The sequence below is a fragment of the Pseudomonas leptonychotis genome (assembly GCF_004920405.1).
Classification (GTDB): domain Bacteria; phylum Pseudomonadota; class Gammaproteobacteria; order Pseudomonadales; family Pseudomonadaceae; genus Aquipseudomonas; species Aquipseudomonas leptonychotis.
Window position 1 is genome coordinate 142,461 of the sequence record NZ_RFLV01000002.1, and the last position, 13,218, is coordinate 155,678.

General features: G+C 57.3%; 9 protein-coding genes. 4 read left to right on the forward strand and 5 right to left on the reverse strand.

Translation table 11 applies throughout. The features are described 5' to 3' along the window. Positions 1 to 53: 53 nt before the first annotated feature. Positions 54 to 1,187 carry an alkane 1-monooxygenase gene (locus tag D8779_RS11305; protein WP_136664587.1) on the reverse strand — a complete coding sequence of 378 codons (1,134 nt, stop codon included), beginning with the start codon at positions 1,185 to 1,187 and terminating at the stop codon, positions 54 to 56. Positions 1,188 to 1,437: 250 nt separating this feature from the next. Here D8779_RS11305 and D8779_RS11310 point away from each other — a divergent pair, with 250 nt between their 5' ends. The 4 genes from D8779_RS11310 (at position 1,438) to ligA (ending at position 9,036) form a co-directional block, all read left to right on the forward strand. Then, positions 1,438 to 2,097 (forward strand): GntR family transcriptional regulator, encoded by a 660-nt coding sequence (locus D8779_RS11310; RefSeq protein WP_136664588.1) that lies wholly within the window; start codon positions 1,438 to 1,440, stop codon positions 2,095 to 2,097. Positions 2,098 to 2,109: 12 nt separating this feature from the next. After that, positions 2,110 to 5,598 carry a chromosome segregation protein SMC gene (gene smc, locus D8779_RS11315; RefSeq protein ID WP_136664589.1) on the forward strand — a complete coding sequence of 1,163 codons (3,489 nt, stop codon included), beginning with the start codon at positions 2,110 to 2,112 and terminating at the stop codon, positions 5,596 to 5,598. 182 nt (positions 5,599 to 5,780) lie between these two features. Continuing rightward, positions 5,781 to 6,605: a cell division protein ZipA gene (gene zipA, locus D8779_RS11320; protein ID WP_136664590.1), complete on the forward strand. Its 825-nt coding sequence runs from the start codon at positions 5,781 to 5,783 to the stop codon at positions 6,603 to 6,605. 61 nt (positions 6,606 to 6,666) lie between these two features. Further along, the gene (gene ligA, locus D8779_RS11325) at positions 6,667 to 9,036 is read left to right on the forward strand and encodes an NAD-dependent DNA ligase LigA (RefSeq protein ID WP_136664591.1); all 2,370 of its coding nucleotides are present in this window, start codon (positions 6,667 to 6,669) and stop codon (positions 9,034 to 9,036) included. A gap of 54 nt (positions 9,037 to 9,090) precedes the next feature. Here the strand turns inward: ligA and D8779_RS11330 are convergent, their stop codons facing one another. The 4 genes from D8779_RS11330 to D8779_RS11345 form a co-directional block, all read right to left on the reverse strand. Beyond that, positions 9,091 to 9,399: a TRL-like family protein gene (locus D8779_RS11330; protein ID WP_136664592.1), complete on the reverse strand. Its 309-nt coding sequence runs from the start codon at positions 9,397 to 9,399 to the stop codon at positions 9,091 to 9,093. Positions 9,400 to 9,634: 235 nt separating this feature from the next. Next, on the reverse strand, positions 9,635 to 9,991 hold the full coding sequence (gene queD / locus D8779_RS11335; protein WP_136664593.1) for a 6-carboxytetrahydropterin synthase QueD: 357 nt from the start codon (positions 9,989 to 9,991) through the stop codon (positions 9,635 to 9,637). Between the two features lie 105 nt (positions 9,992 to 10,096). Continuing rightward, positions 10,097 to 11,230: a catalase family protein gene (locus D8779_RS11340; RefSeq protein ID WP_136664594.1), complete on the reverse strand. Its 1,134-nt coding sequence runs from the start codon at positions 11,228 to 11,230 to the stop codon at positions 10,097 to 10,099. Between the two features lie 51 nt (positions 11,231 to 11,281). Next, positions 11,282 to 13,156 (reverse strand): di-heme-cytochrome C peroxidase, encoded by a 1,875-nt coding sequence (locus D8779_RS11345; protein WP_136664595.1) that lies wholly within the window; start codon positions 13,154 to 13,156, stop codon positions 11,282 to 11,284. Positions 13,157 to 13,218: the final 62 nt, after the last annotated feature.

Sequence of the window (13,218 nt, forward strand, 5' to 3'; positions counted from 1 at the left end):
TAAAAAACGCCAAGGGTGAGCCCTTGGCGTTTTGCATTGCAGTGATTAGCCGATCAGATGAGTTGCGAGCCGGTCAGTTGATGCTCTTCACCGGCGTAATAGGCGCGTACCCGAGGGTCCATCACCGCTCGCCACAGCGGGGGAAAAAGCGCTAGAACAATCATCCCGGCATAGCCATTAGGCAGTTGCGGGCTGTCCTCAAAGTGGCGCAGCACCTGGTAGCGCCGCTTGGCGTAGGAGTGATGATCGGAATGGCGTTGCAGGTGGAAGAGAAACAGGTTGGTCAGCAAGTAGTTGCTGTTCCATGAATGCGTCGGATTGGTGCGTTCATAGCGGCCATTGTCCAGCTTGCGCCGGTGCAGGCCGTAATGTTCCACGTAGTTGACGATTTCCAGCAGGGTGAAGGCCACGATCGACTGCGCAATAAAGAACAGCGCGCCCAGCCAGCCGAACGCCAGGCTGAAACTCAGCAGAAACAGTGCGCTGACGGCGTACCAAACGATCAGCTCATTGCGCCAGTGCAGGGTTGGCAGGTTCTTGCGCTTCAGTCGCTCGGCTTCGAGCCGCCAGGCATTGAGGAAGTTATGTTTGTAAGCATGCGGCAGAAAGGCATACAGGCTCTGCCCGTAGCGTGATGAGCTGGCATCTTCTGGGGTCGATACATGTACGTGGTGACCGCGAACATGCTCGATCTTGAAGCCGCCGTAGCACACGGCCGCGAGCAACAGTCCGCCGGCATTTTGTTCAAGTTGCGGGTCTTTATGGATGAACTCATGGGCCACGGTGATGCCAATCGCGCCTGTGACCGTACCGACTGAAAGAATCCAGCCAAGTTGGCCAACCCAGCTCCAGACGTCATGGTTTATGAATACCCAGCCGGACCAGCCGAGCATGCCGAGTAGGGCGGGTACAGTGGCCAGGCTCAGTAAGCGGTAGTAACCCTGCTGCTCCATCTGCGGCACTTGCACCGTTTCATCAGGGTTGGCTGGGTCGCGACCGATGATGAAGTCCAGTAAAGGAATAACCCCAAATACCACCAGCACCACCAGCCAAGGCCAGGCGTTGGCGTATTGACTGTTTAATGACCAGTAGTGGCTCAGAGGAATACCCAGAACAGGGATCAACCAAAACCAGTAGCCGATGCTTTTTATGGCAAGCATCCAGTTGGAGGGCAGGCGTTCAAACATGGTGGCTCCGTACTTATTATTGTTGAGTAAATGCGCTGAATAAATTGTAGGACAATCATGGCTTGTGACCATCCATAAATGACCCACCTTTTGATTTGAAAGCCGGCCTCAGGTGGCCTTGGCCCGGTAACACCCTGTGTTACACTCGCGCCCGTTGCTGCGCGCTAAAGCCAAGCCAGGCGGGCTTTTAGCCACTTTTTGGCCACCTTTGTTTATTCCCGTTTAGGCCAGATAGAGCCTCAGGATCATCATGATGTTCAAGGCACCGGATAGCCTCGCTGAGCAGATTGCCCATCACCTTGCAGAACGCATCATTCGTGGTGAGTTGAAGGCGCGTGAGCGAATTCAGGAACAGAAAGTCACCCAGGCGCTGAATGTCAGTCGTGGCTCGGTGCGTGAAGCGCTGCTGATTCTCGAGCGGCGGCATCTAATCGTGATCCCACCGCGCTGCGGTGCCCAGGTGGCTGAGCTAACACCGCACAACGTCAAGAGCCTGTATGCCTTGGTGATGGAGTTGTACATCCTGCTAGGCAAAGCGGTCGCAGACAGTTGGCAGGTTGAAACTGACCTTGCACCGTTCCTCGTCATTCAGCAGCGCCTGCAGGACAGCTTGCAGCGCGAAGATATCGACGGTTTTGTGCAAGGCAGTTTCGACATCATGCGGGCCGCGTTTCCGTTCTCCGATAACCCGTACTTGCAGGAGACGGTGGAGAACCTGTTGCCGGCCATCAGCCGCACCTACCACCTGGCGCTGGAGCGCCGTAAAGGCGAAATGGGGCAGTTCCTCAATACCTTTGCAGCCTTACTGCAGGCGATTATTTCCCGCGATCACCCGGCAATTCGCCAGGTCTTGCTGGGTTACGGCGAGCACAATTGCCAGCTGGTGCTCGCTGCACTGGCCGAGGCCTAAGGAAGGCGGTTCATGCGGCTTAAGTGCATCAAACTGGCGGGTTTCAAATCCTTCGTCGACCCAACCACCGTATCTTTCCCCAGTAATATGGCGGCGGTGGTCGGCCCCAATGGTTGCGGCAAGTCGAACATTATCGATGCCGTGCGCTGGGTGATGGGCGAAAGTTCGGCGAAGAACCTGCGCGGCGAATCGATGACTGACGTCATCTTCAACGGCTCGAATACCCGTAAGCCGGTGACCCAGGCCTCCATCGAGCTGATCTTCGACAACTCCGATGGCACCCTGACCGGCGAATACGCCGGTTATAACGAAATTTCGATCCGCCGCCGCGTCACCCGCGACAGCCAGAACACCTATTTCCTCAACGGCACCAAGTGCCGTCGCCGCGACATTACCGACATCTTCCTCGGTACCGGCTTGGGCCCGCGCAGCTACTCGATTATCGAGCAGGGCATGATCAGCAAGCTGATCGAAGCCAAGCCGGAAGACCTGCGTAACTTTATTGAAGAAGCCGCCGGCATCTCCAAGTACAAAGAGCGCCGCCGCGAAACTGAAAGCCGTATCCGCCGTACCCACGAAAACCTGGCGCGCCTGACTGATTTGCGCGAAGAACTTGAGCGTCAGCTCGACCGCCTGCATCGCCAGGCCCAGTCCGCCGAGAAATATCAGGAATACAAGGCCGAAGAGCGCCAGCTCAAAGCGCAGCTCACGGCGCTGCGCTGGCAGGCGTTGAACGAGCAGGTCGGTCAGCGTGAAGCGGTGATCGGTAATCAAGAAATCAGCTTTGAAGCGCTGGTGGCTGAGCAGCGCAACGCCGATGCCAGTATCGAACGCTTGCGCGACGGCCACCATGAGCTGAGTGAGCGCTTCAATCTGGTGCAGGGGCGCTTTTACTCGGTGGGCGGTGATATCTCCCGGGTCGAGCAAAGTATTCAGCACGGCCAGCAGCGCCTGCGACAGTTGCAGGATGATCTGCGCGAAGCCGAACGGGCGCGCCTGGAAACCGAATCGCACCTGGGCCACGACCGCACCTTGTTGGCGACTCTAGGCGAAGAGCTGGAAATGCTCCTGCCAGAGCAGGAACTAACCGCCGCTGCGGCTGAAGAATCTGCCGCCATGCTGGAAGAGTCTGAAAGTGCCATGCACGGCTGGCAGGAACAGTGGGACGGCTTCAATCAGCGCAGTGCTGAACCGCGGCGTCAGGCAGAAGTGCAGCAATCGCGGATTGCCCAGCTGGAGCAGAGCCTTGAGCGTCTCGCTGAGCGTCAGCGCCGCCTCACTGAGGAGCTGCAGCAGCTGTCCGCCGATCCTGAAGATGCCGCCATTCTTGAATTGAGCGAGCAGATCGCCGCAGGCGAAATCAGCGTAGAGGACCTGCAAATTGAAGAAGAACAGCAGGCTGAGCGCTTGCAACAGCTGCGCAATGATTTGCAGCAAACCGGTCAAGCCCAGCAGCAGGCACAAGGCGAACTGCAACGTTTAAATGGCCGTTTGGCCTCACTGGAAGCGTTGCAGCAGGCGGCGCTCGACCCAGGTAAGGGCGCCGGCGACTGGCTGCGCGAACAACAGCTGAGCGAACGCCCGCATCTGGCCGAAGGCTTGCGGGTTGAAGCCGGTTGGGAGCTGGCGGTGGAAACCGTGCTGGGCGCCGATCTGCAAGCTGTGTTGCTGGATGATTTCCAAGGGCTGGATTTCGCCGGGTTGAACCAAGGTGATTTGCGCTTGGTCAGCCTAAGTAAGGCCGGCGCGCGGGTTGTCGGTAGCCTCTTGGATAAAGTTGAAGCGAGCGTCGATCTGGCGCCCTGGCTGGGCAAGGTCAAACCGGTGCAGAGTCTCGATGAGGCGCTGGCGGCACGTTCGAGCTTGGCTGAAGGCGAAAGCCTGATCAGTCGCGATGGTTACTGGGTCGGTCGGCATTTTCTGCGGGTACGCCGCGCCAGTGAAGCAGAAAGCGGCGTATTGGCCCGTGGCCAGGAAATCGAACAGCTTGGGCTGGAGCGCGATGAGCGTGAAGCCGCTCTGGCTGTGCTCGACGAGCGTTTGTTGCAGTTGCGCGAGAGCCAGCGTGCTCAGGAGGAACTGCGCGAGCAGCAGCGCCGGCAAGCGCAGGATCAGGCGCGTCGCCTCGGCGAATTGAAGGCGCAGCTGTCGGCTGGGCAAGCGAAAGTCGAGCAATTGACGTTACGCCGTAGCCGTCTGGATCACGAATTACTGGAGCTGGGTGAACAACGCGAGATCGAACATGAGCAATTGGGTGAGTCGCGCCTGCACCTGCAGGACGCCCTGGATGCCATGGCCACTGATAACGAACAGCGGGAAACTCTACTGGCCAGCCGTGACAGCTTGCGTGAGCGTCTCGACCGGGTGCGCCAGGAGGCGCGTCAACACAAAGACCACGCCCACCAACTGGCCGTGCGCCTGGGTTCGCTGAAAGCCCAGCATGACTCCACGCGCCAAGCCCTGGAGCGTCTGGAACTGCAAGCCGAGCGTTTGCACGAGAAGCGCGAGCAACTCGACCTCAATCTGGAAGAGGGCGAAGCGCCGCTGGAAGAACTCCGCCTGAAGCTTGAAGAGCTGCTCGACAAACGCATGGCGGTGGACGACGAGCTCAAACTGGCGCGTCTGGCGCTGGAAGATGCTGATCGCGAATTGCGTGACGCCGAGAAACGCCGCACCCAGGCCGAGCAGCAATCACAGTTGTTGCGTGGCCAGTTGGAACAGCAGCGTATGGATTGGCAATCCCTGACCGTGCGCCGCAAAGCCTTGCAGGATCAACTGCTGGAAGACAATTACGATTTGCATGGCGTGTTGGGCACTTTACCGCCTGAAGCCAGCGAGAAGGCTTGGGAAGAAGAGCTTGAGCGTTTGGGCGCACGTATTCAGCGTTTAGGTCCAATTAACCTCGCCGCTATCGATGAATACCAGCAACAGTCCGAGCGTAAACGCTATCTTGATGCGCAGAACGCCGATCTGGTGGAAGCGCTGGAAACCCTGGAAAACGTCATCCGCAAGATCGACAAGGAAACCCGTAACCGCTTCAAGGAAACCTTTGATCAGATTAACGGAGGCCTGCAGGCGCTATTCCCTAAAGTTTTCGGTGGTGGTAATGCCTATCTGGAACTGACTGGCGAAGACTTACTGGATACTGGCGTAACCATCATGGCGCGCCCACCGGGCAAAAAGAACAGCACTATTCATTTGCTTTCAGGCGGCGAAAAAGCGCTGACAGCATTGGCATTGGTGTTCGCTATCTTCAAACTCAATCCTGCACCGTTCTGCATGCTCGATGAAGTGGACGCGCCGCTGGATGATGCCAACGTCGGGCGTTATGCCCGGCTGGTTAAAGAGATGTCGGAGACCGTGCAGTTTATCTATATCACCCACAATAAAATCGCCATGGAAATGGCCGATCAGTTGATGGGCGTGACCATGCATGAACCGGGTTGTTCACGTCTGGTGGCGGTGGATGTGGAAGAAGCCCTGGCATTGGTGGAATCCTAGTGCGTGAGGCGGTGTAAAGTTATCTTTCGTCGTGCTAGCTTAACGCGCATTGTTATTATGCACGCCGGTTTAAACAGTCAAAGAGCTGTCAGAACATGGACTTGGCGTGACGCTTTAGAATTAGCAGAATGGGCCAGGAAGGCCGTTTTCATCACATATTTATTCAGGGGTTAAGGTATTTCATGGAATTCGGTCTGCGTGAGTGGCTGATAGTCATCGGCATTATTGTGATTGCAGGCATCTTGTTTGATGGCTGGCGGCGGATGCGCGGTGGCAAAGGTAAGCTCAAATTCAAGCTCGACCGTAGTTTCTCTAACCTTCCGGATGACGACAGCGACCCTGACTTACTCAGCCCTCCGCGGGTTATCGATCGCAGCCATGAGCCGGCTTTTGATGAAGAGGATCTGCCTTCGCTGAGTGCGCGTGAATTGAATCGCCGCCGCAGCGGCGAGCCGCAGCAGGGTGACTTGAACCTGGGCCAAGATGAACCGGTGCCTACTTTGCTTAATCCGGTTGATGACGAGGTGGTTAAGCCTGCCAGTCATGACAAAGAAAGTGCTCGGGAATTGCCGCCGGTTGAAGAAGTCCTGGTAATTAATGTTATCGCCCGCGATGAAGAGGGCTTCAAAGGCCCGGCGCTATTACAAAACATTCTGGAAAGTGGTCTGCGCTTTGGTGAGATGGATATTTTCCACCGTCACGAGAGCATGGCCGGCAATGGTGAAGTGCTGTTCTCCATGGCCAATGCATTGAAACCCGGTACGTTTGATCTGGATGACATTGAAGGCTTTAGCACCCGCGCGGTGAGCTTCTTCCTCGGTTTGCCGGGGCCGCGTCATCCCAAGCAGGCGTTTGATGTAATGGTCGCCGCGGCGCGTAAGTTGGCCCATGAGCTCAATGGCGAGTTGAAGGATGACCAGCGTAGCGTGATGACCGCACAAACCATCGAGCATTACCGCCAGCGCATTGTGGAATATGAGCGTAAGCAATTGACCAACAAGCGCTGAATTAACCCGTGAGATAGAAAGAGCAGCCCAGGCTGCTCTTTTCGTTTGAGAGAACACCGCAATGACCGACGCCTCGACTGCTACCCAGCGCATTGTGCAACTGCGTGCCGAACTGGATGGCCATAACTACCGTTATCACGTACTCGATCAGCCGAGCATTCCCGACGCCGAATATGATCGCCTGTTCCGTGAGTTGCAGGCGTTGGAGAGCCAATACCCGCAGCTGGTGACCCCTGAGTCGCCCACCCAGCGCGTCGGCGCTGAGGCGCTCAGCGCTTTTGGTGAGGTGCGCCATGAGATCCCTATGCTCAGCCTGGGTAATGCGTTCGAGGAAGAAGACCTGCGCGCGTTTGATCGCAGTGTGCAGGCTGGGCTGGGCTTGAAAGGCGGCGATTTGTTCGGCGCGGGTGTCGAGGTCGAATACAGCTGCGAACCGAAATTGGACGGTCTGGCCGTCAGCCTGCGTTACGAGAACGGTCAACTGGTGCGTGGTGCCACGCGTGGCGACGGCAGCACGGGCGAAGATATCAGCAGCAATGTGCGCACCATCCGTAACGTGCCGCTCAAGCTACAGGGCGAGGGCTGGCCGCAGATACTCGAAGTGCGTGGCGAGGTATTTATGCCCAAGGCAGGGTTCGAGGAGCTCAATGCCCGTCAGGCCGAGAGCGCCGGTAAGACCTTTGCCAACCCACGTAATGCGGCAGCCGGCAGCCTGCGCCAGCTTGATCCGAAGATCACTGCCAGTCGCCCCTTGGAATTCTGCTGCTATGGCGTAGGCCAAGTCAGCGGCGAAATCTCGAGCACTCAGGTTGGCATGCTTGAACAGCTCAAGGCCTGGGGTATTCCCATTAGCCGCGAACTGAAACTGGCCAAAGGCGTGCAGGCTTGTCTGGATTACTACCGAGATATTGGCGAACGGCGCATGGCCCTCGCTTATGACATCGACGGTGTAGTGTTCAAGGTCAATAACATTGAAGACCAGCAGCAACTGGGTTTTCGCGCGCGCACGCCGCATTGGGCGATAGCCAATAAGTTTCCGGCCCAGGAGGAGCTTACCGAGTTACTGGACGTGGAGTTTCAAGTCGGGCGTACCGGTGCCGTCACTCCAGTGGCGCGGCTCAAGCCAGTCAAAGTGGCTGGGGTGATCGTGGCCAACGCCACCCTGCATAACATGGATGAAGTCGCGCGCCTGGGTTTGATGATTGGCGATACGGTGATTATCCGCCGCGCGGGTGATGTGATTCCGCAGGTGATGCAGGTGGTACTTGAACGTCGGCCAGCGGATGCCAAGCCCGTGCTGATCCCTGAAAGCTGTCCGGTGTGTGGCTCGCATGTCGAGCGCACGCAGTTAGTCAAACGCAGCAAGGGTAAAGAAACCTTTAGTGAGGGTTCTGTGTACCGCTGTGTCGGCCGTTTGGCCTGCGGTGCTCAGCTCAAGCAGGCGATCATTCATTTTGTTTCGCGACGCGCGATGGATATCGAAGGGCTAGGCGACAAGACCATCGAGCAGCTGGTCGATGAGGCGCTCATAACCTCGCCTGCAGACCTTTACACCCTGGCCTACGAACAGATTATCAACCTGGAGGGCTTTGCCGAGGTTTCCAGCAACAAGCTGCTGCAGGCCATCGCTGACAGCAAGAAACCCACATTGGCACGGTTTATTTACGCCCTCGGCATTCCCGATGTCGGTGAGGAGACTGCCAAGGTGCTGGGCCGCTCACTGGCATCGTTGGAGCGGGTTCAGCAAGCCCTGCCAGAAGTGCTGACCTATCTGCCGGATGTTGGTCTGGAGGTGGCGCATGAGATCCATAGCTTCTTTGCCGACAGCCATAACCAGCAGGTTATCGCCGCTTTGCTGTCCAGCGATGAATGCGGGCTGCAATTACAGGAACAGGGCGAGCTTAGCGCCGAGTTCAGTGCCAGCGCGACGCTGGCAGGGATGCTCGACAAGCTGAATATTCCGTCTGTGGGCCCAGGTGGTGCGCAGAAGCTGGCGGATAAGTTTGTCAGCCTTGACGCCGTGCTGGCGGCTGACTGGCTGGACATGCGCCAAGCCCTGCCTGAGAAGCAGGCCAATGCGGTGCGCGAATTTTTTGCAGTAACCGCCAATGCCGAGCGCGCCCGCGCGATTGAGGCTCAGCTCAAGGCGTTTGGTATGCATTGGCACAGTGAAAAAAAGGTTGTCGAAGGGTTACCACTGGCCGGGCAGACCTGGGTGCTGACGGGCAGTCTGGAGATTATGAGCCGTGATATAGCCAAGGAAAAACTGGAAAGCTTGGGGGCCAAAGTGGCAGGGTCGGTATCGGCGAAAACCAGTTGCGTGGTGGCGGGGCCGGGGGCGGGTTCGAAGCTGGCAAAGGCCAGTGAGTTAGGTGTGCGGGTGATTGATGAGGCGCAGTTTGTGTTAGCCCTGGCAGGCTACGGCCTCTAACGTCGTGCTCTTTATGCACTGCCCCCGAGGGTGACTCGAGGGCAGTCCGACAACTTAGTTACCGGTTACGTTCACGCAGGTTTCGCCGAAGAACGGGTAGAAGCCTTTGGTGTGGTAATCAGCGGTAGCGATGGTGCCGATGTTGCCATTGGCCTTGGCAGCTGCAATGGATGCGTCGCCTTTGTTGATCAGACCAATGATGGTGGTGGCGCAAGCAGTACCAGTCTTGCCGCCGGCGGCGGTAGTGGCAGTGATCGGGCCTTTAACGTCGGTGATCAGACCAACGCTGACTGGCGACAGGCCAGATGCGCAACCGCTCAGCAGAGTAACCAGGCCAGCAGTCAGAGCAATTTTCTTCAACATGTAATGCATCCTTTTAAAATCTTATCCGTAAGAAACTTTACCCATCCAGGCAAAGTGCAGGCGCAAACTAAAGCAGCAGCCTAGCAACCGCAAGCCGCACTGCTATTTTTCAAACCGGTTTCAAATTTATGACGTGTGGTGGTGGCTTTCTCAAGCGTTTGCAGCCTGACACAAGCCCGCATGCCTATGAGCCGGTGACACGCAGTACCGGCTTGGGCGATCCAGGCGCTGCTCTTCAGTCGCCGCGGTATTCGCAGCCGCTGGTGCAGGTTTCGTGGATACGGATACGCGACAGCTCAGGTAGCAGCGGCTTGAGTTGCTGCCAGATCCATTTGGCCAGCACTTCACTGGTGGGGTTTTCCAGGCCAGGAATATCATTCAGGTAGTTATGGTCAAGCTGCTCATAGAGCGGCTTGAAGATCGCCTTGATCTCCGAGAAGTCGCGTATCCAGCCGGTATAAGGATCAACCTCACCCTCGATATACACCGCCACCTTGAATGAATGGCCGTGCAGGCGCCCACATTTGTGGCCCGGCGGAACGTGCGGCAGAAGGTGTGCAGCCTCAAACATAAACTCTTTGAACAATTCCACGGTCTTTCTCTCAGGTGGTACGCGGCTAACAGCGCGTTTAGCAAGGCGCGAATATTACCAGCTCAATGACTGTTAACCGAGTAGCACAGAGGATTGGATACAGTTTTATGGCTGATTGCGCTCCAGTCGATAGATGCTGATGGCCTCGTATACCGCCTTGCGCAAACGGTTGATACCCCCAATCGGGCGATGCTCAGGCAGCGCGTGCCACGGGTTGAAGGACATATTGTCACAGGCCACATTCTGTTCGCGGCTGTCGAAGTCTTGTGCTGGTACGGTGAGGGTGGCCACTGTTTCGAACGGTGAGATGGCCTCACTCCACTCCACGCTTGGGTCTTCGATGGGCATGTAGTAGTCGGGGTTCTGCCGTTGCACTTGCAGGGCAAAGCAGGCGGGTATGCGGTCTAGCGAGAGTTGCTGGTACAACGCATTGCGCAGGAAATTGGGTAAGTCGTGGTTCTGTTCGGGCAGTTGATAGTGAGGGCAGGCTTCGGGCTGCGGAATGACCCGGTACTTGATGTTGTGCTCGCCTAACTTGAACGGGGCGATGGAATTGTAGGTGGTTGCCACGGGCGTTTCGGGGGCAGGGGACAGGGTCTTCAGGGCGATAATCATGTGGCGGATTTCCCAGCTGCGTGGATCCCAGCTTGGGAAAAATGCCATGACCTTTTGCCCCGCAGCTTGTGCGGCAAAGTTGCTTTTGTATTCGGCCACATCGCGCACAAAAAAGGATGGATGGTTGAACATCACGAAGTCTTGTTCTTCGGCGTGTTGAGGGCTCTGGGTGAGCTTGTCCCCCGGAACATCCAGCAGTTTGATTGCCATGCCGCGTGCATCACGGGCTCTGTCGAACTGTGGGTAGGCATTGCCGTTGGACAGGCGTATCCAGGCTTGCCAGGTTTTTCCCGGCTCACTGAACACGCCGCGTTGCAGGTCACTGTCTAGGTCGGTGATTACGCTGACTTCGGCCTTCATGCAGCCATGGGCTTTGGCATGGGCATCACGCAGTACGCGGGTGTTGTCGCGGTGCTGTTCGACGACGCCGATGGCGTCTTCAATGATGCTTTGGGTCAGTGCCGCTTCGCCGGCTGGGATCTGTTCTTCAGTGGCAACCGGGCCGGAGAACTTCCAGCCATAGTAGGCTGCCCCGATGGCCCAACCGCCAAGACCGATAGCCAATACGAGCACCAATAGCTTGCCAAGTAGGCGGCCGAGCCAGAGCCAGAATCGTTTAAACATGGGTTAATTCCTTTTACTTATTCTCGGTGTGCGTTCACAGGTTATGTGTGCTCAGTTCTGGCAAGACGGACCGGGTGTCCAGGTTTTGGCTGCGACAGGCTGTAGTTGCTGCTCCATCGCTGGATTGCCCAAAACCTTGAGGTACTCGATCAGCGCCCAGCGTTCTTCCGGTTGCAAGGCACGGCCGATCACGCCGTCTTCACGGCAGCCAGCGCGGAATTCATGACCGCGATTGCTGTTGCCGGTGACTTGGGTATCAAAGTGGAAGCCGCCGGTGAATTTCTCGCTGTTGTAGCCAATCTGTTTGGGGTTGAACTCGAAGTTGCCCACCCAGAACTGGGTTTGTCGCTCTGCGATGGGTGACAGCAGTTGGAACAAGCTGGGCACCGAACCGTTGTGGAGGAACGGCGGCGTGGCCCAAATGCCGTCCAGCGGGCGTGCTTTGTAGCCGCGCAGCTCCTGCACGCCGATCGGCAAACCAAAACCATCCATGCGCCAGCGCTCCCGCTCAGAGATGCCGGCATCACGGTAAGCGCGGTTTTCCACATAGGCGGTGACATATGCCAGGGCCTTGGCGCTGGAGATTTTGCGCATATCGATAGCGTCTACGCTGGCGCCAAACAGCTTCACATCCAGTTTGCCGAGTTCGGTTTGGGTCCAGCCGAGCTTGCTGATGTCGAAACGATGGTCGGCAATATTGTCGGCGGTGGTCGGGTCAGTACCCACCTCTTGGGTCGGCACGATACGCATGCGCCACTCAGGGTCGCGCGCAGGGGCAAAGCTGTCTTCGGGCTTTTTGGGGTTAGGTGCGTGGCAGTAAGCGCAGTTCTCCGCAAACAGTGCGCGACCGCGACTGGCTAACGGCACATCGACCTTGCCGAACACCTCTTCAGGCCACGCTGGTGGCTTAAGTTGTTTGAGTGTTTCTTCAAGGGTGTACAGATCCCGCAGGCGCACGCTGGAGGCGTAACGTTCGGTTTCTGCAACCGGGTGACCATCGGTACTCAAGAGGCTCAGGGTCGCGCCAACCCCCAGGGCTTCGCCAACGTTGCGGGCCATGGGTTGCATGGCGGAGCCGTTCCACTGTACCCAGTCAAATTTCCAAATATCCCAGACCTGCGGGTAACTCACCGGCGCATTGGCGACGCGGTAGTTGCTGGGGTCGATGGCATCGCCAAATACGCTGTTGGCAATCCGGCCAAATGCATCGGTCCGGCCAAAGCCTTCCTCGGTTGGATAGAGACCGCGGTGCCAGTCATTGAAAGCGGTGCCCAGCAACCGGTCTAACACCACTTTGAAATCGCGGCGCAGTTGCGCCTTGTGGCTACTGTATTCATCGCCGAGCACCTGTTGGGCGAAACGGCGGAATTTCAGCGGGTTGTAATAGGTGAAAGCCATGCTCATGCCAAGGGCCTGGCCAAAGCTGCCGCCGCGCACAGTGGGTACGGTTGAGGCCAGTGAATGTAGCGCTGCGCCGCCGTCAATCCTCACCGCTTGGCCTTTATAGCGCAGCTCACCGGTGTGACAGGCGGCGCAGCTGATATCCAGGTAATGCTCGCCACTCTCGGCGTCGGCATGCCGGGCAAAACCTACGGGCAGGTTGCCAGGGTTCAGTTGTGTGGGCTGTTGGGCGGGATCGACGAGGAAGCCAAAGCGCGCCAGATAATCCGGGGTGGCGAACTTGCTACTGCTGAAGGGTAGCTCCAGAGCGCTGAACCATTCATAGCGCAGACCTTTAACCTGGGTACCTTGGGGGGTGTAGTAGTAAGTCTGGCGTTCTTCTGCCGACCACTGATCGAGGTAGTGCAGCTTGTCGGGCTGTCGGTAGACCGGCAGGTTGGGGTTGGCGATGAAATATAGAGCCACCAGCAGCCCAACAACCAGCAACAAAACAAGCCCATACAGGGCCCGGCGGAGAATGCGCATGGATACTTCCTTGTGGCGTTTTTTATTTGTTGTTTTTATGCCTATTGCAGTAGCCGATGGCA